The organism is Rhizomicrobium sp., from assembly GCF_056722145.1.
This window is the reverse complement of record NZ_JBWZET010000262.1, coordinates 1-23,739: the sequence shown is the minus strand read 5'-3', so window position 1 is coordinate 23,739 and position 23,739 is coordinate 1. Positions and strand designations below refer to the sequence as shown.

Below are 23,739 nucleotides of genomic sequence, written 5' to 3'. Positions count from 1 at the left end.
GCCTGAGGGTTGCGGTCTCGGGCGGCCCCATGCGCGCGATCAGCGGATTGGCACCGATCTCGAGGAACAGGTAGCCGCAGCTCATCACCACGGCGGCGAACAGGAAGAAACCGAACGCACCCTGCAGTGCTGCCGGATAAAACAGGAAGGCGCCGACGCACCAGGCGCCGAGCCCGAACACGATCGCCGCCTTGGAGCCGAAGGCGCGGGCATAAATGGCGGCGGGAATGGCGATCAGGAAATAGGTGAGGCTGTAGGCACTTTGGGTCAGCACCAGCTCGCGGGCATCGAGGGCGAAGCCTTGCGCGAATTCCGGAACCAGCGTGTCATAAAGCCGGTGCCCGACGCCCCACAAGGCGAAGAGGCAGAACGTGAGGATCAGTGCCGGTCGGTGTTCGCGAGCCACGGAAAATGCCTCAAATGCGGGAATAGAATGCCGTTGGGATCGTTAACAATAAGTGCAACCATAGCTGGCGACAGGCTCGCATCAATCCTTGCTTAACCATCAGGGGGCGGGCACCGAATTGGAAGCCACGCCGGCCGGAACGGTATCGACGATCAGGATCCTGACCGGCACCGTGCCGCGGTTTTCGCCGAAATGGGGCGTGTTCTGCATCTCGACCAGGAAGTCGCCCGGTTGGAGGTCGAAGTGCTGGCCGGTTTCGGTGTTGGTGATGGTGAGCACCCCTTCCAGCATGTAGCCGTAATGCGGCCACGGGTGCTTATGGACGATCGTCTTGTCGCCCGGCTGGAAGGTGATGATGGTGGTGATGACGGTCGGGTGCTCGGGCGCCGTGATGGTCTGGCCGGTGATGGTCTTGTCGGTGGTGGCGACGTGGGTCACCGTCGGCGCGGCGAAAGCCGGTGCGACGGCGATCAGCAAACCCAACAAAGCGTGTTTCATCGAGTGGCCCTCGCACTATGGTGGAAGGGACCATAATCCAGGGATTGCCGTCGGCAAAGCCGAGGTGTCAAAGGCTCGAGATCGACAGCACGTTGCCGTCCGGGTCCTTGAACCAGGCGACGCTGGCCTTGCCGCTTTGCCAGATGCCGAGATCGTCCTGTTCGAGGAACCCGTAACGCTCGAATTGGATGCCGGCCGCCGTCAAGGCTTCCACGGTGGCGCGCATGTCGGCCACGTTCCAGCCGAGTACGGTGTGCTGGAGCGGCTGATGGTCGGGCAGCGGCGTCAGCCGCAGGCGGGCGCCGGCGAGCGCAAACTCGATGCCATAAGGGTCCTCGGACGTCAGCGTCAGTCCGAGCACGTCGCCGAAAAACGCCTTGGCACGATCGCGATCCGTCACCGCCAGAAATGCGCAGACGCTCAAATTGCCGACAAGGCTCATGGCCGCCCTCCCTCGATCGGGCAAGCGTAGCCGGGCGGGCGGCGGGCTTCAGCCCCAAAATCTTTATGGATTAGTAGCGCCGCAGCAGGTCGAGCATTTCGACGTCGACCTTGAGGTCGCCGTGTTCGAGATAGGTGACGTCGCTGCGCTGGGAATCGAGCGGCCCGAAGTCGCCGCGCAGATTCCACAGCGCCCAGCCGAGATTGGCCTTTTTCCAGTTGTCCAGGCAGGCCTGCATCCATTGCAGCGCAACGGCGTGCGGCGTCTTGTTGTAGGCGCCCCATTCGCCGATGAACACGCCGACGCCCTGTGCTTCGAGCTGTTTCCAGGGTTCGACGTTTTCGCGCCACAGCCGTGCCTGATCGATGGTGTCGTTCCCGAGCAGCAGCGGCCATGTCGGCACCGGCCAGTTGTCGCTGCCCTCTACCCAACCGGCGCGGAAATGGGAGAGCTGGAACGGGCTGTAGCCGCGCCCGGCCTGCATGATTTTGAGTTGCGCCAGAAGCGGTGTCGGCGTTGCGCCGCCGCTGCGCCCGTCGGCAATGATGCGGCGTTCGGGCGACACTTGCCGGATGGCGTCGACCGCCACCTTGGCGACGCGCAGATAGCGCTCTTCCGTCGTCGACGGCGGTTCGTTGACGAGATTGAACGACAGGACGTCGGCCGGAATGTCGTGATAGCGCTCGGCGAACATCTTCCACTGCGCGGCGAAGGCGATGCGGGCGGTGTCGTCGTCGCCCCAAAGATCGAGCGCTTCCCTGGGCGGATTGATGCAATAGCCGGGAGCGCGATGCAGGCACAGGGTGACGTGAATGCCGCGACTGCGGGCGAAGGTGATGGCTTCGTCGATGTCTTTCAGCGGCGCTTCGCGGATGGTCCCGTCGGTGTCGGTCCAGATGCGATAGTCGAGCGGCAACCGTACGTAATTGAAACCGAAGGCGGCGATGAAATCGAAGTCCTGCTCGCGATAGGGCGCGTTCATCGCCTTGGTGAATTTTTCGAGGAGATTGAAGCCGCGCCAGCGCGGCAGCTTGATAGCGGGGGCGGGCGCGGCATTGGCGGCCGCCGCAACACCGATCAGGCCGAACAGGGCCGCCCGGCGGCTCGGCTGAATCGAAAACGAAGTCATACGCAACACCCTCGTCCGAATAGGCGCGCCAGCTTAGGCCGTCGGCTGCCTCAGTCCAGGGTGCCCGTCGTCACGTCTGCGAGAAGGGCCTCGCCGACCGCGGCCAGCGATGGGAACTGGCGTTCGGCGCCGTCGAAGCACAAGCCGGCGGCCATTTCGGATTGGATGATCCAGCAGCGCAATCCGGCCGCCCGCGCCGCCATCAGGCCGCGCTGGGTGTCTTCCACCACAACGCAGCTTTCCTTGGCGACGCCGAGCCGGGCCACGGCGGCAAGGTAGGGTTCGGGATCGGGCTTCGATTCCCGGTAGTCTTCGCGGGTGAGGGCGAATTCGATGAGATCGTGGAGCCCGCTGGCGCGATGGATCGCCTCGAACGGGCCCTTCAGGCTCGAGGTCACCACCGCCATGCGGTAACGGGCTTTCAGGCGCTTCAGCAGATCGATCGCCCCCGGCATCAGGACATCGCCGGTGGTCACCAGTTCGGTGTAGCGCGCATTGCGTTCGGCCCTGAGGCGGGCGATCTCGCGGTCGTCGACGTGCCCGGCCAGATGCCAGGACCCACGCGACTCGACGAGATGGAATTGCTGGTACTGGGCCAGCGTCAGGGTTACGCCGGTTTGGCGCAGAACGTCGGCGGTGGCGCGGAAATAGAGCGGCTCGGTGTTAACCAGGACGCCGTCATGGTCCCACAGGATGGTGCTGAGCATGGGCCTTGAATAGCAGAAACAGAAAAAGAGGGAAGACCGGTGGCCCTCCCTCTTTCGCGCGGCTCTCGACAGCCCCCGGACGGTGCCGCGTCTGTGAACCCTTACGGCGTGGTGGAATAGTGGACGATCTGGGCGTTGTTGCCGACCGCGGTGGACGATACCGACACGGTGCCGGCGACGTTGGACACGTTGGCCGTGGTGGAGGAAACCGTGGTGGAGGTGTTGATCTGCTTGTTGTTGATCGGCATCGTGCCGGCGTTGCTGTCGGCTTCGAAATTGTTGGCGATGGCCGAGTTGGCGATCGACACCGAGCCGTTGATGTTGGCGAGCGTGACGTTGGACGTCGCGGTCGGGTCCTGGCCGGCGCACTGCTGGTAGTTGGTGACTGCGGTCAGGGCCGGATCGGTGGAGACCGAGGCCGAGTTGCACACCGCCTGATTGACGAAGCCGACCGAGCCGGCGACGTTGTTGATCGTCGCGTTGGCGGTGGAGGTGACCTGGGCCGCGTTGGTGTACTGGCTCGAGTCGACGGTGGTGTCGTTCATCGTCGTGATGTCGACGACATTGCCCGCTGCCACCGACTGGACGCTGACGTCGCCGCCGACATGATCGATGGTGGTGTTGAGCGTCGAGATCGAGCTGTTGAGCTGCACCTGACCGTTGAGGATCTGGCTGCCGCTCGCCGGCTTATTGCTGGAGTCCTCCGCGCAGGCCGGGCTCAGCAGCGCCATCAGAATTGCCGAGCCAGCGATAAGGCTCCTGGCGAGACCTGTCATTGTGATTCTCCTGATTGGAAGCGACGGTGCGGCCGTCGTTGAGCGGATCGGATGCGACGGTGCCGCCGCAGGCCGCCTGCGGGGCGTGGTAGAGCCGGCTCGTCATTTCGAGCACGGCGCGTTCGATGGTGGTGCGCACGGCGAGCTGGATCGGCTCGAGCGCGCTTTCGCCGACCGAGGCGTCGAAAAAGTTCTGGCCGAGGAAGTCGAACACGCCGGCGGAAATCTGGCGGCCGATGATCTGCTTCTGGTAGCTGATGACGTCGACGACTTCGAGCGTGTTGGTGTCGACCAGACGCAGGTCGATGCCGATGTTCATGACATAAAGCGAACCGCCGATCGTGCCCTTGAGCGCATTGGTGGCAACCCCACCGCCGTCGCCGCTGGCGCCGATCGAATGGATGTTGAAGTTCAGCTCGGTGATGCCGCCGACGATGTAGTAGTTCGAACCCGGGATCGAGCCGGCCATGATGCGGCGATAATCGCCTGCCTGGTGGTCAAGGCTCTGATGGTCGTCGCCGATCAGCTTGTTGTTGGAATACTTCAGTTCCATCTCGGCGACCGAGGTGTCGAAGCGCTCGACCATCGGCACGCCGGCTTTGGACAGGGCGCTCATCGCCATCAGGGCCGCGCCCTGGGTGATCTTGCGGCCCGAGTTGTCGCTTTCGGCCTTGCCGGTGTAGTCGGCGATCTGTCCCACCGCGATACGCAAGGGGCGCTGTGCCGTATATCGGGACAGGCAGCGCAGCGCCGGCGAATAGGCCGTTTCATTGCTGATCACCGGGGCACCGCCGATCGGCGCGGTATAGGTGCCATTGGCCAGCGGAACGGGGCTGACGCAGCCCGCCAGCGCGACGGCCGCCGAGGCCAACGCCAAGGTCCGGAAGAGGTTTTTGCGACCGCGGGCCGTCATTTGCCGGAACTCCCATTGATGCTGACGTTGGCACTCTGGTTGCCGTTGTTGATCTGGCTCGAATTGACCACGACGGTGTTGTTGTTGCCGACCGTGACCACGTTGAGCGAATTGCCTATTGCAGTTGCCGTGCCATAAGTGGTGCCGACGCCGGCCTGCGAGGTGCCAAGTGCGGACAGCGTGCCGGAACTGATGGTGCCCATCGCCTGTACGCCGGTCTGCTTGGAGAAGCTCGAGGAGGTGAACTGGCCGTTGACGAGGGTCAGATTACCATTCTGGTCGCGCAAGCTCGGATTGACCGCCTGGTTTTCCTGGCCGGCCGTCATGCCGTACCCGCTGTTGTAGCTGGCGGCGTTGTTGTAGTCGGCCGCAAAGGCACCGCCCGTCACGGCGACGGTCGCGAGAAGCATGAGCCTGAAACGGAGCGGCATCGGCTGACGTCCAAAGGTGTCGCCCGTCCTGGAGCAACGCCCGTGCCATCCGCGGCGCCGGGACCCGGGGCGATTTCGTCCCACAGTGGTACGCTGGCGCGGCCGCCGGGCCTTCAGCGCCGCCCTGGCGGCGGTCGTGCCTTCACGAACGGGCACGCCGTCCCTATATGAGACGCACACTACCGAGAGAACCGATGGCATTCCTCCCGTCCCAGCCGCCGCGCGAACCGTTCCTGCATGCCCCGAAAAGCGTGCTCTGGCTGATCGCCCTCCTGATCGCCATCCACCTCGCCGTGACCTTCATTCCGGTGCCGGACGAGCTACTGGTCCCCTATGTCTTCATTCCAGCGCGCTATACCGCCGAGTACATCCACAGCGTGCCGCCGCTCGAGCTGGTGCTGCCGCTGGTCAGCCACATGTTCCTGCATGGCGGCTTTTTCCATCTGATCGTCAATTGCGCCTGGCTGCTGGCGTTTGGACCGGTGGTGGCGCGCCGGCTCGGCGGCGGGCTGTTCCTGGTGTTCTTCCTGGCGGCAGGTGTCGCCGGGGCGCTGATGGAACTGGCGCTGACCTGGGGCACGGCCGACGGCATGATCGGGGCCTCGGGCGGGATTTCCGGCCTGATGGCGGCGAGCTTCCGCATGATGCGCTGGCCGGGGGCGCCGGCCGGCGTCCGCCTGGTGCCGGTATTCTCGCGCCCGATCCTGATCTTCAGCGGCCTGTGGCTGGCGACCAATTTGATCTTCGGACTGATCGGCTTCGGCGCCGGCACCGGCCAGATCGCCTGGCAGGCGCATATGGGCGGCTACCTGTTCGGCCTTTTCGCTATTGGCCTGTTCGACCGCCCGCGGCCGGCGGAGTAACTATTCCGCCGGATGAGGCGCGGCGGCGGCATCGCGGTGCGAAAATCGCTCGCCCAGCCGGTCCATGTAAATGTAGATCACCGGTGTGATGTAGAGCGTCAACAGCTGCGACAGCATCAGGCCGCCGACCACGGCGAGGCCCAAGGGACGGCGCGTTTCCGAGCCGGCGCCGAGGCCGATCGCGATCGGCAGCGTGCCCATCAGGGCCGCCATTGTCGTCATCATGATCGGGCGGAAGCGGACCGTCGCCGCCTCATAGATTGCGGTCGCCGCATCGACACCCTCGCCGCGCTGCCGCGTCAGGGCGAAGTCGATCATCATGATGGCGTTCTTCTTGACGATGCCGATCAGCATGATCATGCCGACGAAGGCGTAGAGGCTGAGCGGCACGCCGAAGATGAGCAGGGTCAACAGCGCCCCCACCGCCGCCGACGGCAGGCCGGAGAGGATGGTCAGCGGGTGGACGAAGCTCTCGTAGAGAATGCCGAGCACGATGTAGACGACGATGATGGCGATCACCAGCAGCAGCGCGACGTTGCTCATCGAGCTCTGGAACGCCGCCGCCGTGCCCTGGAAACTGGTCTGGACGGTGTCGGGAACGCTGAGCTCGCGCTTGGCCTTGCCGATGGCCGCCACCGCGTCCGACAGGGCGGCGCCGGGCGCCAGATTGAACGAGATCGTCGCCGACGGCAGCTGGCCGACGTGGTTGACCGACAACGGGGTGGTCGAATGCCCGACCTTGGTCACCGCCGACAGCGGCACCAGATTGCCGGAGGTCGATGCCACATACAGCCGCGACAGCGCCGAGGGATCGGTCTGGTATTGCGGCAGAAGTTCGAGAATGACCTGGTACTGGTCGGCGCTGGTGTAGATCTGCGACATCTGCTGGCCGCCGAACGCCGCGCCGAGCGCATTTTCGATTTCCTGCGGCAGCACGCTCAGCGAGGCGGCGCGGTCGCGATCGATATCGACGGCCACGGTCGGGGTGGTCAGGCGCAGATCGTTGTCGACGTCCTGGAAGGTCGGATTGGTCCGCAGTTCCGCGGTCAGCTTCTGGGTGACGTCCTGCAGCTCGTTCATGTCGAGGTCCTGCAGCGAATATTGGTATTGCGAATTGGTCTGCATGCCGCCGATACGCAGCGACGGCGGATTCTGCGGGAAGGCGTTGATGCCGACGACGCCGGCGAACTTCTTGCGCAGGTCCTGGATGATCTCGTCGGCCGACTTGGAACGCTTGTCGCGGTCGGTGAGGTGCAGGACGAGACGGCCCTGGTTCGAGTTGTTGACCGACGTCATGACCCCGGACACGCCCGGTTCGGCGGTGGCGATGGCGGCAATCTTCGCCTGATATTTGACCATCTGCGGATAGCCGGTGCCGTTCGCCGCCTCGGTGTTGGCGGTGATCATGCCGATGTCGGCCGAGGGAATGAAGTCCGACGGCATGGTCCAGAACAGCAGTACGGTGGCGCCGAGGCTGGCGAGGAACACGAAGAAGATGATGCGGCCGTGATGGATCGCCCAGGTGAGGCTGCGCTCATAACCGCTCTGCAGCGCCTGGAAGGAGCGCTCGCTCCACCTCAGGAACGCGCTGGGATTATGCTCGTGCTGGTTCTTGAGGAAGCGCGAGCACAGCATCGGCGTCAGGGTGATCGAGACGATGCCGGAAATGACGATGGCGAGCACGATGGTGACGGCAAACTCGTGCAACAGCCGGCCGACGATGCCGCCCATGAACAGCACGGGAATGAACACCGCCGCCAGCGACACCGTCATCGACAGGATGGTGAAGGCGATTTCCTTGGCGCCTCGAAGGGCTGCGTCGAACGGGGTCTCGCCCGCCTCGATGTGGCGCACGATGTTTTCGAGCATGACGATGGCGTCATCGACCACGAAGCCGACCGACAGCGTCAGCGCCATCAGCGACAGATTGTCGAGGCTGTAGCCGAGGAAGCTCATGCCGGCGAAGGTGCCGATCACCGCGATCGGCAGCGCCAGCGAGGGAATGAAGGTGGCCGACAGGGTTCGCAGGAACACGAAGATCACGGCCACTACCAGGATCGCGGCGATGATCAGCGTCATCTGCACGTCGTTGACGGAGTCGCGGATCGAGTCCGAGCGGTCGTGCACCACGTCGAGGCGCACCGAGGCCGGCAGCTGCTCGAGGAAGTGCGGCAGCACGCTTTTGATTTCGTCGACCACCTGGATGGTGTTCGAACCGGGCTGGCGCAGCACCGCGAGCACGATCGAGCGGTGGCCGTTGAACCAGCTGGCGGTGCGGACATTCTCGACGCTGTCGGACACCGCGGCAACGTCGGACAGGCGCACCGGGGCGCCATTGCGATAGGCGACAATCTGCTTGGAATAGGCGGCCGCGTTCATCAGCTGGCCGTTGACGTCGATCACAGCGGTGCGGGTATCGCCGTTGAGCGAGCCGGTGGCGAGATTGGGGTTCACCGCATCGAGCGTCGAAGCCAGGGTGTTGATGCCGATCTGGCGCGACGCCAGCGCGGCGGGATCGGCCTGGACGCGCACGGCATAGCGTTGCGAACCGAAGACGTTGACCTGGGCGACGCCGTCGAGCACCGAAAGCTGCCGCGCCAGCAGGGTTTCGGCGTATTCGTCGACCTTCGACATCGGCAGGGTCGACGAACTCATGGCGAGGAAGATGATCGGGGCGTCCGCCGGATTGACCTTGCGCAAGGTCGGCGGGGTTTTCATCTGCGGCGGCATCTTGCGCAGCACCGCGCTGATCGCCTGCTGGACGTCCTGCGATGCGGCGTCGATGTTGCGTTCGAGCTTGAACTGGATGGTGATCTGGGTCGAGCCGAGGGTCGAAGACGACGACATCGAGTCGATGCCGGCGATCTGCGACAGCTGCGCCTCGATCGGGCTGGCGACGCTCGTCGCCATGGTCTGCGGATCGGCGCCGGGAAGGCTCGCCGACACAACGATGGTGGGGAAATCGACGCTCGGCAGTTCGCTGACCGGCAGCATGGAATAGCCGAAGATGCCGAAAATCAGCATCGCCGCCATGACCAGTGTCGTCATCACCGGCCGAAGGATGAAAGGTTCTGAAATGTTCATGGCGTCTTGGTGCGCCCCTTGCCGGTGGCGACCTTGGCGCCGGGGATGACGCGCAGCTGGCCGTCGGTGATGACCTTTTCGCCGGGCTTGACGCCCTTGACCGCCATGATGGTGCTGCCGTCGTCGTAGAGCACGGTCACCGGCCGCATCTCGGCCTTCATCTCGGCGCTGACGACGAAGACATAGCGCCCGTTGGGGCCTTCATTGACCGCCTCGCGCGGCACCACGGTGACGTTGGTGAGGTTGTTCAGGGTGACGTCGACATCGACCTGCTGGCCGGGCACCAGGGTGTGGTCCTGGTTGTCGAAATTGGCCCTCAGCTCGATCGTGCCGCTGGTGTTGCTGACCTGATTGGAAATGAAATCGACGCTGGCGGTGAGCTTGGCGCCCTTGGGATCGAGGATGGCGGCGAGCTTGCCCGCCCGCGCGCGGGCCTGGATGGCGCCGAGATCGGATTGCGGCAGGAAGAACGACACCTTCACCGGCTCGATCTGGGTGAGCACGACCAGTGGGCTGGTGCCGTTGGCGCTGACGAGATTGCCCGGCTGGATCAGGATCGGGCCGGTCTTGCCGTCGACGGGAGCGCGGATTTCGGTATAGCCGAGATTGAGCTTGGCAGTGGCGACCATCGCGGCGTCGGCGGCCACGGTGGCGATCGCCGATTTGGCGGTGGCGTCGGCAGAATCCTTTTGCTGCGACGAGATCGCGTTCTGTGCGTAAAGGGCGTCGTAGCGCTTCTGGGTCGCCACGGCGTTGACGCGCTGGGCTTCGTCCTTGGCGAGGTTGGCCTCGGCCTGCGACAGGGCCGCCTGGAACGGACGCGGGTCGATGACGAACAACAGGTCGCCTTTCTTGACGATCTGGCCTTCTTGGAAGGCGGCGCGGACGAGTTGGCCGGTGACCTGGGCGGAGACCTGAACCGTGGCATTGGCGACGACCGTGCCGACCGCGTGTTCGACGGCCGTCACGTCTTTGGCGGTTGCCGGGGCGGTTACAACCAGCGCCGGCGGGCGGGCGTGGTCCTTGCCGCCGGAGCCGCCGAAAATCAGGTAGGCGAGGCCGCCCGCGACCACGACGGCGGCGGCGATGGCGACCACGCGGGTGCGGCGGGGAAGTTGTTGGAAGCGGCCGGCAGCGTCCCGGATCCGTCCCGGATGGCCTTCGAACGTATTGGCATATCTCATGTTCATGGCTCAGATCCGGCAGGCAAGGGAGGACAGGGAGGAAACGGCGCGGCAGCTGATCCGCTGCGCCCTGGGTTCGTAAAGGGGACCAATTCCTAGCACGCCTGGACGGGTCCCGGGCTGCTCAAGATTTGGCGAGCCGCCAATTTGACGCGCCCACCCCGTTGTCAAGGCGCCGCAGCTCGTCGATAAATTAGCGGGCGGCGCCTGGCGAAGGCGGCGTTCGGGTGCCAGGGGGAGACGACACCGATGTGGGGGAAGACGCACAAAAAGCTTGCCGTCGCGCTGACCTGCGCCGACTGGCGGCTGCATCAGCGTAAGGTTGATCTCAACGCCCGGCTCTGCAAGCTGTTGGACGTAAACGGGATTGACTTGATTTGTGTGCCGGGGCCGGACGGGCTCTGCCGGCCGGAGCGTGAGGCCGAATGGCAGGTCGCGGTGGCCCAGATCAAGCTCCTGATCGGCGCCCATGCGCCCGTCGCGGTGGTGGTTGTGGCGCATCAGCGCTGTGCCGGCCATCCGGTGACCGACGGGGAACACGACGCCGACGTCAAGGCGACCGCCGCGGCGCTCAAGGTCGCGACCGGATTTGGCGGGCCGATCAAGGCGGCGGTGGCGGTTTACCACTCGGATACGGCGTGGGATTTGAAGCCGGTCGGCGAATTCTAGGCCCGTGACGCAGGCACGGTTGCCGATGACGCAAGGCGCCGCTATAAGCCGCCCCGCATGAACATCCGAAATATCGCAATCATTGCGCATGTCGACCACGGCAAGACGACGCTGGTCGACCAGTTGCTGAAGCAGTCCGGCTCGGTTCGCGAGAACCAGCACATGGAAGAGCGCGCGCTCGACTCCAACGATCTGGAACGCGAACGCGGCATCACGATCTTGGCGAAGTGTACCAGCGTCGAGTGGGGCGACACCCGCATCAACATCGTCGACACGCCCGGTCACGCCGATTTCGGCGGTGAGGTGGAGCGTATCCTGTCGATGGTCGACGGCGTGGTTTTGCTGGTCGATGCGGCTGAATCCGTGATGCCGCAGACCAAATTCGTGCTGTCGAAGGCCTTGAAGCTCGGGCTCAAGCCGATCGTGGTGGTCAACAAGATCGACCGTCAGGACGCTCAGCCGGCCGAAACGCTGGAATCGATCTTCGATCTTTTCCTGGCTTTGGAAGCCAACGATTATCAACTCGATTTCCATGTTCTCTACGCGTCCGGCCGCCAGGGTTGGGCGGTGGCCGATCTCGACAACGATGTGCGCAAGGACTTGTCGCCTCTGTTTGCCAGAATTGTCGCAGACGTTCCCAAGCCGAAACCGCTCGAAAAAGCGGGTGACGAGTTCCCGTTCACCATGCTGGTGACAACATTGGAAGCCGACCCCTACCTCGGTCGCGTGCTGACCGGACGGATCGAATCCGGCGCCATCACGGTCAACCGGCAGATCAAAGCGCTGAATCGTGACGGTTCCGTTGTCGAACGGGCGCGTGCGACCAAGCTGCTCGCCTTCCGCGGGCTGGCGCGCGTTCCCGTGGAGCGGGCCGAAGCGGGCGACATCATTGCGATCGCCGGCCTGCAGGACGCCACCGTCGCCGACACCCTGTGCGACGTTGCGGTCGAAACGCCGATCCATGCCAACCCGATCGATCCGCCGACCCTGGCGATGACCATCTCGGTCAACGACTCGCCTTATGCGGGACGCGAAGGCGACAAGGTGCAGAGCCGCGTCATTCGCGATCGCCTCCTGCGCGAAGCCGAAGGCAATGTCGCCATCCGCGTCAGCGAGACCGGCGAAGGTGCCTATGAAGTGGCAGGCCGCGGCGAATTGCAGCTCGGCGTCCTGGTGGAAACCATGCGGCGCGAGGGCTTCGAGATGTCGATCTCGCGGCCGCGGGTGATCTATCAGAGCGATCCCGCCACCGGCGACCGCCTCGAGCCGATCGAGGAAGTCTCCATCGACGTCGATGATCCCTTCACCGGCATCGTCATCGAGAAGATTTCCAACCGCAAGGGCGAGATGACCGACATGCGCCCGACCGGCGCCGGCAAGACGCGGCTGGTGTTCCTGGCGCCGTCGCGCGGCCTGATCGGCTATCACGGCGAATTCCTCACCGACACCCGCGGCACCGGCGTGATGAACCGCATGTTCCACAGCTATGCCCCTTACAAGGGCGCGGTCGCCGGGCGGCTCAATGGCGTGCTGATCTCCAATGGCCTGGGCACGGCGGTGCCGTATGCCCTGTGGTACCTGGAAGAGCGCGGCAAGCTGTTCGTCGTGCCGGGGACGAAGATCTACGAAGGCATGATCGTCGGCCAGCACGCCAAGGACAACGATCTTGTCGTCAATCCGCTCAAGGCCAAGCAGCTCACCAACATCCGCACCACGTCGAAGGACGAGGCCGTGCGCCTCACTCCGATCGTGCCGATGACGCTGGAGCAGGCGATCGCCTACATCGAGGACGACGAGCTGGTGGAAGTGACGCCGCAATCGATCCGCCTCAGGAAGCGCGAACGCGATCCCAACGAGAGAAAGCGCCAACAGCGCGCCGAGCAGGACGCGGGCTGATCAACCAAACCGCGGCGGGGCTTCCTCGCCGCGGTTTTTTCTTGGGCGGTTTGAATGCGCCAGGGCTAGGGCTCGCCGACGATCGCGCCCTTCTTGCGATGGCTGGCGAAATAGAGCCGCAGCGCCCAGTTCATCTTGGTCTGCCAGCCTTTGCCTTGCTTCTTGAACCACTCGACCATGTCGGAATCGAGCCGGATGGTGACGCTGGTCTTGCCGGGGCGGTACATCAGGCCGATGTAGACCGGGCCATTGTGCTCGGTCATTTCCGGAATATCGCTGAAATCGATCTGATCGTCCGGCAGGTCGCGCAGGGCCTCGATCTGCCGTTTCTGATCATCCGTAAGCTTAGGGAGCTTCTTCATATTCTCGACGTTCACGACGACCAGCTGGCCGCGCCGAGATGATACGGATGATTTCGATTTCGTCTTCTTCGCGGATCGTGTGCGAGACGATGAAGACGACCCGGTCAATTTCTCCGATTGTCCGCCATCGAATTTCTCCATGGTCGTATCCCTCTATCTCGAGCTTCTTATGCGGGTCGGCGAAAACGGGAATAACAGCCGGAAATTCAATTCCGTGTTTGCGCTTATTTGACGCCGATTTCCGCGGATCAAATTCGAAACGGACCTTCGTACTCATGCGATTCAGCCCCCGGCCGGATGATGTTCACAACCCACCCGGGAGGCAAGGGTCAACTCACATGTAATGGCAAAGTGTACGTACATTTTGTAGGTACATTTGTCAAGGGTCGCGGACTGAAATGGCGAAATCGCCCGCTTCCGCCCGCCTCCGGGCTGGCCTATATCCCTGGCCAGCAAAGGACTGCGAACCATGGCCGCCAAGGAAGATATCGCCCTCATCAACCGCCTCGCCGACGCGGCTGGTGCGGTGATCCGGCCCTATTTCCGCCGCCGCATCGAGGTCGTCGACAAGGGCGCGGCGAAGGGCGAGATGTTCGATCCGGTGACGGCAGCCGACAAGGGCGGCGAGGAAGCGATCCGCACCATTCTCAACGCCGAAAAGCCGGCGGACGGCATCCTCGGTGAAGAGTTCCCGGAAAAAGCCGGCACCACCGGCCGCGTCTGGGTGATCGATCCGGTCGACGGCACCCGCGCCTTCATCACCGGCCAGACCCAATGGGGCACGCTGATCGCGCTCAACGAAAACGGCGCACCGATTCTCGGCGTCATGGATCAGCCGGTCACCCGCGAGCGCTTCATCGGCACGCCCGATAATGCCGAACTGCAGGCGCCCGATGGTGTCACCAAACTCCAGACCCGCGCCTGCCCGAGTCTCGCCCAAGCGGTGCTGATGACCACCCATCCCTGGTCCTATTTCGACGAGGCCGAGCAGGTTCTGTTCCGTCGCCTCTGCGACGCGTCGATGATGAGCCGGTTCGGTGGCGATTGTTACGCCTACGGCCTGCTGGCGATGGGGTTTGTCGATCTGGTGGTGGAAGCGCGGCTGAAGCCGTGGGATATCCAGGCGCTGATCCCGATCGTGCAGGGCGCTGGCGGGGTGATCACCGATTGGACCGGCGGGCCTTGCGCCGAAGGCGGCCGGGTGGTGGCGGCCGGCGACATGCGCGTTCACGCCGAAGTGCTGAATCTCCTCAACGGATGAACGCGTCAACCCTCCTTCTGAGAGACCAGTTTTCGCGCGCTTTTCTTGCGGCCGGATTGAAGCCGCCTGAGGGTGTGTTCGAGGCGTTGGCGGCGCGCTACAGCGAACCTGTGCGCGTCTACCACACCCTGCAGCACATCGCCGAGGGCCTCGGCCATCTGAAGACCGTCCGCGTGATGCCGCCGGAGGTGCCGATCGCGTGGTGGTTCCACGATGCGGTCTATGATCCGAAGCGCCCCGATAACGAAGAAAAAAGCGCCGCCTGGGCCGCTGTCGTGCTCGGCAAAACGGGGCTCGCCGACAAGGTCAGGGACGCGATCCTCGCCACCAAGCCCGGGGCCTTTGCCCGCGAGCCCGGCGCCCGGCTCTTGGTCGATGTCGATCTGGCGAGCCTCGCCGCGCCCGAGCCGCGCTTCTCCGAGATCGCCGAACAGATTCGCCGCGAATACGCTTTCGTTGACGACGCAACCTATCGCGCCGAACGGCTGAAGATTTTGAAGGGCTTCGCCGCCCGCGCCTACATCTACCAGACGCCGGATTTCCGTCCGCTCGAAACCCGCGCCCGCAAGAATCTCGAACGCGCCATCAACGCGTTGATGCTGCGGAAATGATTTTCTGCCCCCGCGGGCCCAAGGGCTTTATCAGCGGCAGGTAGACCGTGGGGGAAGTGGTCCGCAAGGACCGAAGGGGGCTCATCACTCCTCCACGAAACCGTCGAACTCCGCCCAGAAGCGCGCGCGGATGGCGTCCTGCTCCATCAGGATTTCGTGTTCGGCGTCGGCGAACTCGACATAGCGCCCGGCGGGCAGGCAGGCGGCGAAGCGGCGGGTGGCTTCGGTCTTGACGATGCGGTCCTTGCCGGCGCCGATGATCAGCGTTGGGGTACGGATTGCTTCGGCGTAGCCCGGCGCGCCCGTTTCGGCCATCGAGCGGAAGGCGGCTTCGATCCAGCCCCAGGTCGGACCGGCCAGCCTGAGGTCCGGGTGATCGCGCAGGAACGCCTGGGTGCGTTCGAACCGGGCGGTGTCCGAGGTGCAGAGCTGGCGTTCGAAGGTGATGTGGAAGGGATCGCGCCCGGCCATGCCCCAGGCGAAGCTGTTGGCCTTGCCGGTGCGGGCGTAGAGCGCGGTGATGGTACGGGTCAGCCAGCCGGGATAGCCGCGGGTGGCGATGTCGAGCATCGGCGCGACGAGGATTGCGGCACGGAACAGGCCGGGGTGATCGTGCAGCGCCCGAAGCGCCAGATGGCTGCCGAGCGAATGGGCAAGCACCAGGGGCGGGGTCTGGGTCCGCCTGGCGACGATCTCGTCCATGAAACACTGCAGATCGGCATCGAACTCGGCGAAGCTGCCGACGTGGCATTTGAGCGGATCGGCCAGGGCCCGCTCGCTGCCGCCCTGGCCGCGCCAGTCGAAGGTCGCCACCGCGAAGCCGCGTCGGTTCAGTTCGTCGATGACCTCGCGGTATTTCTCGAAGAACTCGGTCTGGCCGCTGAGCAGCACGCAAACCCGGCGCGGCGCGGTGTCCGGCTCGAACACGCCATAGCGCAGGCGCCGGCCGTCGCGCGTGATGAGAAAATCGATTCTGGAATGCGCCATGGCTCCCCCTGCGAGAGGCGGAGAAGAGCCTTGACCCGGCGCGACGTCAACCGTGCTGTCGTCAGCCTTGGGCGCGCTGCAGGATCGGCGACAGCTTCATGGCGAGACCCATGTCGCCGGCGACCCGTAGTTTGCCCTGCATGAAAGCGCTGGTGGGATCGAGCTGGCGGCTGATCAGCTTCTCGAAGGTGTCGAGGCTGAGGGTGATGGTGCAATCGGCCGCCTTGCCGTCGCCGCTGGTCACCGAATTGGGCTCGGATTTGCCGTCAATGAAGACGCTGCCGGGTTCGCCAAAATCGAATTTCAACGAGCCTCCGAGCCCCGAATTGACGCCGAGCCGCTTGCCCATTTCACGAATGATGGTGTCAACCCGCGCTTCCATTTTGCCCTTCCGGTTGCGATCCGAACTCGTTCAATTTGACCATTTGTCAGGGCCGCGCACAACAGGCATGGTGCGACTCAGTTTCCGCAAGGGGCACCGATGTCAGGACCGAGTGAACGCGACGCCATTGGCACCGCCTTCCTGGCGCTGCACGTCGCCATCCTCATCTACATCCTGATCGGATGGGCGTTGCCCGGCGTGACGTTCTACATCGTCTTCCTGCCGGTGATGGTTCTGCACTGGCCGCTGAACCGCAATACCTGCGTCATCAACAATTTCGAAGCGCTGATCCGCACCGGGCGCTGGCGCAATCCCGACAACATCGAGGAAGGGGCGTGGCTGCGCATCCTGATCAAGTCGGCGACTGGGATGGACCTCACCCACGCCCAGACCGAAGTGCTGAACTACGTCATCCTGGCGCTGCTCTGGGGGCTGGGGTTGTGGCACCGGTTCGGCTGGTGAAATTTCGCCGATAAATATTTTGGCGATGAAATTCGCCGGCCCCCTTGAAAGGCGCCGGACCGATCCCCACCTCAATAGGCGTCGCGAGGCCGAAAGGCTTGCGGCAAGGAAAATGGTCCTGGCCCACATGGGCAGGGCCGCCAACGCAAACGCTTCTAGGAGGTTTGAACCATGCGTACGTTCGATTTTTCCCCGCTGTTCCGCTCCACCGTCGGCTTTGACCGCCTGTTCGACCTGATGGACAGCTACGCCGAGCAATCCGGCGGCTATCCCCCGTACAACATCGAGCGCTCCGACGAAACCCATTACCGCATCACCCTGGCTGTGGCCGGCTTCGCCGAGAAGGACCTCTCGCTTGAGGTCAAGGAAGGCGTTTTGACCGTGACCGGCCAGAAGGAGCCCGTCGAGGGCGAAACCCGCGCCTTCCTCTATCAAGGCATCGCCGGCCGCGCCTTCGAGCGCCGCTTCCAGCTTGCCGAGCACGTCGAAGTGCGCGCCGCCCGCCTCGAGAACGGCCTGTTGCATGTCGACCTCGAGCGATTGATCCCGGAAGAGAAAAAGCCGCGCAAGATTGCCATCGGCGCCCCTGATCTGAAGAGCATCGAAGGCAAGGCTGCTTAACGCATCGGCCGGAAAGGCCGCCGACCGATTAACGAAGAGCCGGGGTTTTCCCCGGCTCTTCTTTTTTTGCCAGGACGATTGCGGTAAACCGTGGGTGTCTTTCGGATGGCGTCACATGCCCAGCTGGCAGAGTTCGTTTTTTGATCGCTACCTGCGTATGGCCAAGCCGCACGCGGTGGAAGCCGAGACCGACGTTGCCGAGCTGCGCCGCCAATATGCCTATCTGTCGGACCGCTTCGGCGCCGCCCCGCGCGACGGCGTGTTCGAGCCGGTCAGCCTCGGGCCCGTCAAGGGCGAATGGGTCAAGACCAAGCTGAGCCAGCCGTCGCGGCTGATCCTGTATTTCCACGGCGGCGGCTACATTTCCGGCTCGCCCGAAACCCATCGCCCCTTGATTGCCAAGCTGGCGCACGCCTCCGAGGCGACGGCGTTTTCGCTGCAGTACCGGCTGGCGCCTGAGTTTCCGTTCCCCGCCGCGGTGCGCGACGGGCTCGACGCCTACCGCCAGTTGATTGCCCGCGGCATGCCGCCTGGGGCGATCGTGCTGGCCGGGTCCGGTTCCGGCGGGGGCCTGGCGTTTTCGGTGTTGACGGCCATCCGCCACGCCAAGCTGCCGATGCCGGCCGGGTTGCTCGCCATGTCGCCGTGGGCCGACCTGACGCTGTCGGGCTGGAGCGTCTTGCAGAACGCCCCTAAGGATACCGCACTGTCGTGGGAGCTCTTGTTCGTCAGCGCTCGCCATTATCTGAAAAAGGCGCCGCCGGCCGATGCCTATGCCTCGCCGGTATTCGCCAATTTCAAGGATTTCCCGCCGATCATGGTCCATGCCGGCTCGCTCGAGATGCTGCGCGACGACGCCAGCCGCCTCGGCGATCGGGCGGCCGAGGCCGGGGTTCCGGTCAGCGTGGAAATCTACGACGGCATGCAGCACGTCTTTCAGGCCAACAGCCATGTGCCCGAGGCGCGGGTGTCGCTGCAGCGGCTGGGCCAATTCGTCCGTCAGCGCACCGCGCCGCGGATCGAGCCGATGCCGGCGGCAGGGCGATAGAGGTCTTTCAGGAAAAGTGGCTGCCGGTTTTCGGTCCGAACGCGCGACCCCCAAAAAGTTCAGAGTTTTTTGATCAGCGCATCAACCAGCGCCTGCGGCAGCTTGGAGCCGGTCAGGATCACGCCGTCGAAGGCGTTGTCGCGGCAATGGCAGTCGCGCAGATTGGCATAGCTGAGGTCGGCGCCCTTGAACGAGGCCCCGCGCAGGTCGGCACCGCGAAAATCGGTGTAACGGGCCTCGATCTTTTCGAGCCGGGCGCCGAGCAGGCGGTCATTGCCGATCACCAGCGGCCCCAGCCGGGCATCGCGCAGGTCCGAGCGGGTCAGCCGCGCCCCGGTGAGATTGACGCCGCGCAGATCGGCACCGCACAGCCGCACCGAGCGCAAATCGGCGCCCGACAGATTGGAGCCCTGCAGCGAAGCGCCTTCGAGGTCGAGCCCATAGAGCACGGCGCCGGGTGCGAACAGGGCGGTGAGCTGGCGGGTGGAAAGCCCGGGAATGCGCCTCAAATCCATGCCGGAGAGATCGGCCGGAGCGCCTTCGCGGCCGCTGGTTTCGGCCCAGCGGGCGTGGGCGTCGAGCATGGCTTCGGGATTGACCGGCATTTTGCCGGGATCGGGGCCGACATGCTTGGCGGTCAGGGTGTTGGAGAGATCGGCGCCGTCGAGCACGCTCATTTCCATGCGGGTGCCGATCAGGACCGCGCCCGACAGATTGGCGCCGGCGAGATTGCAGCCGGACAGATCGGCGTTTTCGAGATTGGCGCCGGAAAGCTTGGCCTGGCGCAGATTGGCGCGCACCAGCCGGCAGCTTTTCATCATGGCGTCGGTGAAATCGGCCTGAACGGCGACGACGCCGGTCATGCGGGCGCGTTCGAGGTTGGCGAACTGCAGGTTGGCGGACGGCAGCTCGGTCGGACCGACATCGTGCTGCATCACCCGCAAATTGCCGTGCCGGTCCTTCTGGGCGATGGTGCCTTCGCGCAGGTCGGCCTCGAACAGGTCGGCGCCGGTGAGGTCGGCCCCCTTCAGGCACACCCCCCGGAGGTCGGCGCGGCGCAGGCTCGCTTGCGTCAGATTCGCGCGCCTCAGGTCGGCGCCGAAGAAGCTGGCCGAGTCCAGCCGCGACTTGGAGAGGTTGGTTTCTTCGAGGATGGCACCGGTGAAATCGGCGTCGGCGAGGTTGCGGCCGGAGAGGTCCAGACCGCTGAGATCGGTGAAGGCGAACACCGCCCGGGCGCCGCCGATACGGCCGGAATACAGGGTTTCGTGGCGTGCCGCGGCTTCGGCGGCATCCTTCTGGGTCAGCTTGGCAAAGGCGGTGCGACTTGCGGTCATGGCGGCGGTCGTCGTGACCCTGTTAACCCTCTTCAAGCCCATTTTTGGTGGCAGACGCTAACGACTGATTAAAAACGGGAAATTTGCCTTTGGCGGCGTGCAACGCTAGGTCACGCGGGCAAAACTCTGTAAAGTTTCGCGGGCCCGCGGTAGGTCTGGGGAATCGCGACGCTTTACGATGCCGATCAATTCCACGTCCTGGGGCGGGCGCCCCGGTCCTTGAGCCATGACGATGCGAGGTAAGCCCTTGAGCAAGCGCATTTTGATGCTGTCCACCGCCGCCGTTGCCCTATTAACGAGCGCGGCGATGGCCGACACCACCTACACGAGCTCCGACAACAAGACCGATCCTCTCACCACGGGCGCCAAGATCTCGGGCAACGTCGGCACCGACACTGCCGGCAACATCACGTTGCAGAGTGGTTCGACGCTGACCTCGAGCGGCAACGCACAGGGCGCCATCACGATCAACACCAGCAACTGGTTGCTGCAGCAGGGCACCCTGATCGCCAAGGACAAGGACGGCGCCTCGGCCATCCATGTTGATCTGAGCGCCAACCCGGATTTCACCGGCACGTCCTTCGTGACCACCAGCAGCGGCACCGCGTCCGCGACCGGTATTTTTCTCGACAGCAGTTCGTCGACCTCGGCATCCGGTTCGGGCTCCAGCAAATTCGGCATCTACCTTGATTCCAGCACCTGCTCGGCGGTGTGCACCTTCAAGGGCGCGCTGACGCTGGCCGGCAGTTCGACCTTGAGCGTTACGGGCGACAAGTCCGTTGCCATCCAGATCGGCACGTCCACCACCACCACGACCGCCTACGGCGTGCTCCAAGGCGACATGCTGCTGGCGGGTGCGGTGACGGCGACCGCCGAGACCACCACCAACACCGCGACCGGGATGTACGGCGTGTTGTCGTACGGCCAGATCAACGGCAACCTCACCATCGATACCTCCGGCTCGGTGGCCGCCTATGGTCACGGTGCGGTCGGCATGGCAATCGCCGGGCAGGGCATCACCGGCGCCCTTGCCATCAACGGCTCGCTGCAGACCTCGATCCTCAACACCAATACCAATTACAACTACTATTCCAAGACCAACACGACGACCAACGCCGAAGGCGCAGCAGCCCTTGAAGTCGGCTCCAGCATCGGTGGCGGTATTTCGATTGGTGGTCCGAGCGCGTCGGCGAGTTCCGCCACGGCCGGCTCGGTTATGATGCATGGTTCCGACCTCGGTTCGGGAGTGACGCCGGGCACCGCAACCATCGTGATTTCGCCGACGTTCGCGAGCATGACGCAGACCGGCCCGATCACGATCGGCGTTTTCTCCGACGCTGCCGATCCGGGTTTCAGCTTCTACAATCGTGGCGCGGTTTCGGCCCAGTTTACCAACTACAACAAGCCTTCGACCGCCATCCTCCTGGTCGGCGCCGCCTCGGGCTATGAGACGATCCTGACGGGTGGCTTCTACAGCTCCGGCAGCATCCAGGCGACGGCGGCGACGTCCAATGACGCCACCAGCAGTGCCGGCGTCCACGCCTACGGCCTCGTTATTGCCGATTATGTCAATCTGCTGCCCAACGCGGCGGTGAAGAACGCACCGGGCAGCGGCAGTGATCCGGGCGATCAGGCGGCGCTGGTGATTTCCGGCGCGACCGCCGGCGGCGGTTCGATTTCGGCGTCGGTCAGCGGCACGCGCGGCGGCGTTGCGCGCGGCATCTGGATTTACGGTGCCAATTCCAGTGTTCCGTCGTTGATCAATACCGGCACGATCTCGGTGTCGGCGACGACCACGACGGCGACGCTGAGCGGCAATCCGAAGGATGCCGCAGGTGTGGGGCATTACAGCTCGTCTGTCACTGACCCGCTGGCGGCGATCGCGATCGAAGACGATTCGGGCACGCTTGCCTCGATCGTCAACTCGGGCACGATTTCGGCCAGCGCCGGATACGCAGCCTCGACGTCGAGTTCGGCCTCGCCGCTGGACAATGATTCCCAGGTTGCGGTTGCCATCCAGGTGGCCGGCAATAGCATCGGCACGACGATCAATAACTACGCCACCGCCAGCAAGTCGGCGACCATCTCCGGCGACATCATTTTCGGCGGCGGCAAGAACCAGGTCCTCGATCTTGTCGGTACGGACACGATGGCGTCCATCGTCAACGGCAACGTCACCTACGGCTACACGGCCGATCCGGCCAGCGTCGACCGCCTGCACATCGGCATGAATTCGGTGCTGTCCGGCCGGGTGATCACCCTTGCGCCCTATACCGGCGTCCAGGTCGATGTCGATACCGGCGGCACGCTCAACCTGCTCAATACCACGGCGCCGTTAACGGCGACGACTGTGACGGTTGCCAAAAACGCGACCTTCAATCTCGGCGTCAATCGCCAGCTCACGACCAGCGGCATGATCACGGCCGATGCGGTGAGCTTCGCCAACGGCGCTACCCTCGGCGTGACCTATGCGAGTTTCCTGCCCAACAATGTGACGCCGGCGGCTGATGGCAAGTACCACTATCAGTTCGTGCTGATGACTTCGAACTTCGGTCAGATGACGATCGGCCAGAGCATCATCGACAAGTTCAACACGGGCGTCGACACCTATGGCAACTCGACCCGGCCGTTCCTGCTTGCGTCGGCCACGATGTGCAACACCGACAACAACAATTGCACCCGCCCGAGCAGTCTGCCGAGCACCCAGGCAGCGCTGCTGATCGATGTCGTCGCCAAGACACCGGACCAACTCGGCCTCGACACCAAGTCGGTCGCCATCACCCCGATGCACATCGATAGCTGCACCGTCAGCGCAACGAATACCTGCTCCACAACGCTGTTCCAGCAGGCCAATCAGGCGCTGGCGGTCGACGACGTACTCGGCGCAGCGTTCCTGAACGGCATCCACAATGCCAAGCAAGCGGCCCAAGCCTATAACGACATGGCGCCGGGCGTCACCGGCGGCACCCGCGCCATCGCCATCTCGATCACCGACTCGGCGACCGGTCCGGTGGCGGCGCGCCAGCGCGCCCTGCGCATGTACGGCAAGACCACCGGCGACTTCACCGTCTGGGGCCAGGAATTCGTCCAGATGATCAAGGACCCGGGCACCGGCGCGGTTGACGCCAACACTGGCTTCAAGACCAATCCGGGCTTCAAGGACCACGGCTTCGGTCTGTCGGTCGGCCTCGACGGCGGCAGCCCGAAATACGGCTGGTACGGCGGCGCGGTCACTTTCTATGCCGGCGATGTCAACGAGCTGTCGCGCAATGCCCACGAGAACCAGCAGTGGTATCTCTTGAGCCTCTATTCGGATTGGCGCGGCAAGGGCCTGTTCCTCGACACCAAGATCGATGCCGGCTACGGCCACATCGACGGCAAGCGCACACTGGCGCTGATGCCGACCGCGAACACTTACTACGTGCGCGAGGCCGACAATACGCATGCCGGTGCGCTGATTTCGGGTTCGATCGTGACCGGGGCGATGTTCTCCTACGGTGCGGCGACCTTCATGCCGCAGTTCAACCTCGACGGCCTGTACCTGCGCGAAGAGGGCTACACCGAGCACAACCCGAGCACGACCACGGTCGGCGACGGCTTCGATCTCAAGGTCGGCCGGTACTACGCCAAGTCGCTGCGGGCGTTCGTCGGCTTCAACGCGCGCTACGAC

General features: G+C 64.3%; 23 protein-coding genes and 1 pseudogene. 9 read left to right on the top strand and 15 right to left on the bottom strand.

What is annotated here, in order from left to right:
* From AC1P6P_RS13945 to hfaA, 8 genes and pseudogenes are all read right to left on the bottom strand, one after another.
* Positions 1–406, bottom strand: a pseudogene (locus AC1P6P_RS13945) (glucose/galactose MFS transporter); the annotation flags it as partial.
* A gap of 99 nt (positions 407–505) precedes the next feature.
* The gene (locus AC1P6P_RS13940; RefSeq protein WP_481403054.1) at positions 506–904 is read right to left on the bottom strand and encodes a cupin domain-containing protein; all 399 of its coding nucleotides are present in this window, start codon (positions 902–904) and stop codon (positions 506–508) included.
* Between the two features lie 67 nt (positions 905–971).
* A complete protein-coding gene (locus AC1P6P_RS13935) occupies positions 972–1,346 on the bottom strand; it encodes a VOC family protein (RefSeq protein WP_481403053.1) in 375 nt (124 codons plus the stop codon).
* 70 nt (positions 1,347–1,416) lie between these two features.
* Complete coding sequence (locus AC1P6P_RS13930; RefSeq protein WP_481403052.1) at positions 1,417–2,475, bottom strand: glycoside hydrolase family 5 protein; 1,059 nt, start codon at positions 2,473–2,475, stop codon at positions 1,417–1,419.
* Positions 2,476–2,525: 50 nt separating this feature from the next.
* On the bottom strand, positions 2,526–3,182 hold the full coding sequence (locus AC1P6P_RS13925; protein ID WP_481403051.1) for an HAD family hydrolase: 657 nt from the start codon (positions 3,180–3,182) through the stop codon (positions 2,526–2,528).
* A 101-nt stretch (positions 3,183–3,283) separates the two neighbouring features.
* Complete coding sequence (locus AC1P6P_RS13920) at positions 3,284–3,913, bottom strand: hypothetical protein (protein ID WP_481403050.1); 630 nt, start codon at positions 3,911–3,913, stop codon at positions 3,284–3,286.
* Entirely contained in the window at positions 3,870–4,871 is a 1,002-nt protein-coding gene (hfaB, locus tag AC1P6P_RS13915) for a holdfast anchoring protein HfaB (RefSeq protein ID WP_481403049.1), read from the bottom strand. The genes AC1P6P_RS13920 and hfaB overlap by 44 nt, the downstream gene beginning before the upstream one ends.
* Positions 4,868–5,281 (bottom strand): holdfast anchoring protein HfaA, encoded by a 414-nt coding sequence (gene hfaA, locus AC1P6P_RS13910; protein WP_481403048.1) that lies wholly within the window; start codon positions 5,279–5,281, stop codon positions 4,868–4,870. Before hfaA ends, hfaB begins: the two co-directional genes overlap by 4 nt.
* A 215-nt stretch (positions 5,282–5,496) precedes the next feature.
* Here hfaA and AC1P6P_RS13905 point away from each other — a divergent pair, with 215 nt between their 5' ends.
* Complete coding sequence (locus AC1P6P_RS13905) at positions 5,497–6,165, top strand: rhomboid family intramembrane serine protease (RefSeq protein WP_481403047.1); 669 nt, start codon at positions 5,497–5,499, stop codon at positions 6,163–6,165.
* On the opposite strand, the gene AC1P6P_RS13900 is transcribed toward AC1P6P_RS13905, so the two are convergent.
* Both AC1P6P_RS13900 and AC1P6P_RS13895 read right to left on the bottom strand, forming a co-directional pair.
* Positions 6,166–9,249 (bottom strand): efflux RND transporter permease subunit, encoded by a 3,084-nt coding sequence (locus AC1P6P_RS13900; RefSeq protein ID WP_481403046.1) that lies wholly within the window; start codon positions 9,247–9,249, stop codon positions 6,166–6,168.
* Positions 9,246–10,439: an efflux RND transporter periplasmic adaptor subunit gene (locus AC1P6P_RS13895; RefSeq protein ID WP_481403045.1), complete on the bottom strand. Its 1,194-nt coding sequence runs from the start codon at positions 10,437–10,439 to the stop codon at positions 9,246–9,248. The genes AC1P6P_RS13900 and AC1P6P_RS13895 overlap by 4 nt, the downstream gene beginning before the upstream one ends.
* Before the next feature lie 243 nt (positions 10,440–10,682).
* On the opposite strand from AC1P6P_RS13895, the gene AC1P6P_RS13890 reads away from it, so the two are divergent.
* A complete protein-coding gene (locus AC1P6P_RS13890) occupies positions 10,683–11,102 on the top strand; it encodes a carbonic anhydrase (protein ID WP_481403044.1) in 420 nt (139 codons plus the stop codon).
* Positions 11,103–11,159: 57 nt separating this feature from the next.
* The gene (typA, locus tag AC1P6P_RS13885) at positions 11,160–12,998 is read left to right on the top strand and encodes a translational GTPase TypA (RefSeq protein WP_481403043.1); all 1,839 of its coding nucleotides are present in this window, start codon (positions 11,160–11,162) and stop codon (positions 12,996–12,998) included.
* Between the two features lie 65 nt (positions 12,999–13,063).
* Here typA and AC1P6P_RS13880 read toward each other — a convergent pair whose 3' ends face one another.
* A complete protein-coding gene (locus AC1P6P_RS13880) occupies positions 13,064–13,360 on the bottom strand; it encodes a BrnA antitoxin family protein (RefSeq protein WP_481403042.1) in 297 nt (98 codons plus the stop codon).
* A complete protein-coding gene (locus AC1P6P_RS13875; RefSeq protein ID WP_481403041.1) occupies positions 13,344–13,637 on the bottom strand; it encodes a BrnT family toxin in 294 nt (97 codons plus the stop codon). Before AC1P6P_RS13875 ends, AC1P6P_RS13880 begins: the two co-directional genes overlap by 17 nt.
* Positions 13,638–13,829: 192 nt before the next feature.
* On the opposite strand from AC1P6P_RS13875, the gene hisN reads away from it, so the two are divergent.
* Together hisN and AC1P6P_RS13865 are read left to right on the top strand one after the other, a co-directional pair.
* Complete coding sequence (hisN, locus tag AC1P6P_RS13870; protein WP_481403040.1) at positions 13,830–14,621, top strand: histidinol-phosphatase; 792 nt, start codon at positions 13,830–13,832, stop codon at positions 14,619–14,621.
* Between the two features lie 56 nt (positions 14,622–14,677).
* Positions 14,678–15,232 carry an HD domain-containing protein gene (locus AC1P6P_RS13865; RefSeq protein WP_481403039.1) on the top strand — a complete coding sequence of 185 codons (555 nt, stop codon included), beginning with the start codon at positions 14,678–14,680 and terminating at the stop codon, positions 15,230–15,232.
* Positions 15,233–15,316: 84 nt separating this feature from the next.
* Here the strand turns inward: AC1P6P_RS13865 and AC1P6P_RS13860 are convergent, their stop codons facing one another.
* Both AC1P6P_RS13860 and AC1P6P_RS13855 read right to left on the bottom strand, forming a co-directional pair.
* Positions 15,317–16,219 (bottom strand): alpha/beta fold hydrolase, encoded by a 903-nt coding sequence (locus tag AC1P6P_RS13860; RefSeq protein ID WP_481403038.1) that lies wholly within the window; start codon positions 16,217–16,219, stop codon positions 15,317–15,319.
* A gap of 61 nt (positions 16,220–16,280) precedes the next feature.
* Positions 16,281–16,601 (bottom strand): SCP2 sterol-binding domain-containing protein, encoded by a 321-nt coding sequence (locus AC1P6P_RS13855; protein WP_481403037.1) that lies wholly within the window; start codon positions 16,599–16,601, stop codon positions 16,281–16,283.
* A gap of 99 nt (positions 16,602–16,700) precedes the next feature.
* Here AC1P6P_RS13855 and AC1P6P_RS13850 point away from each other — a divergent pair, with 99 nt between their 5' ends.
* The 3 genes from AC1P6P_RS13850 to AC1P6P_RS13840 all read left to right on the top strand — a co-directional run bounded on the left by AC1P6P_RS13850 (position 16,701) and on the right by AC1P6P_RS13840 (position 18,732).
* Positions 16,701–17,063, top strand: coding sequence for a hypothetical protein (locus AC1P6P_RS13850; protein WP_481403036.1), 363 nt, complete (start codon positions 16,701–16,703; stop codon positions 17,061–17,063).
* A 171-nt stretch (positions 17,064–17,234) separates the two neighbouring features.
* Positions 17,235–17,684 carry an Hsp20 family protein gene (locus AC1P6P_RS13845; RefSeq protein WP_481403035.1) on the top strand — a complete coding sequence of 150 codons (450 nt, stop codon included), beginning with the start codon at positions 17,235–17,237 and terminating at the stop codon, positions 17,682–17,684.
* A 115-nt stretch (positions 17,685–17,799) separates the two neighbouring features.
* Entirely contained in the window at positions 17,800–18,732 is a 933-nt protein-coding gene (locus AC1P6P_RS13840; RefSeq protein ID WP_481403034.1) for an alpha/beta hydrolase, read from the top strand.
* A gap of 59 nt (positions 18,733–18,791) precedes the next feature.
* Here AC1P6P_RS13840 and AC1P6P_RS13835 read toward each other — a convergent pair whose 3' ends face one another.
* Complete coding sequence (locus tag AC1P6P_RS13835; protein WP_481403033.1) at positions 18,792–20,069, bottom strand: pentapeptide repeat-containing protein; 1,278 nt, start codon at positions 20,067–20,069, stop codon at positions 18,792–18,794.
* A gap of 247 nt (positions 20,070–20,316) precedes the next feature.
* Between AC1P6P_RS13835 and AC1P6P_RS13830 the strand changes: the two genes are divergently transcribed.
* Positions 20,317–23,739, top strand: a 3,423-nt coding sequence (locus AC1P6P_RS13830; RefSeq protein WP_481403032.1) for a hypothetical protein, incomplete at its 3' end; no start/stop codon positions are given.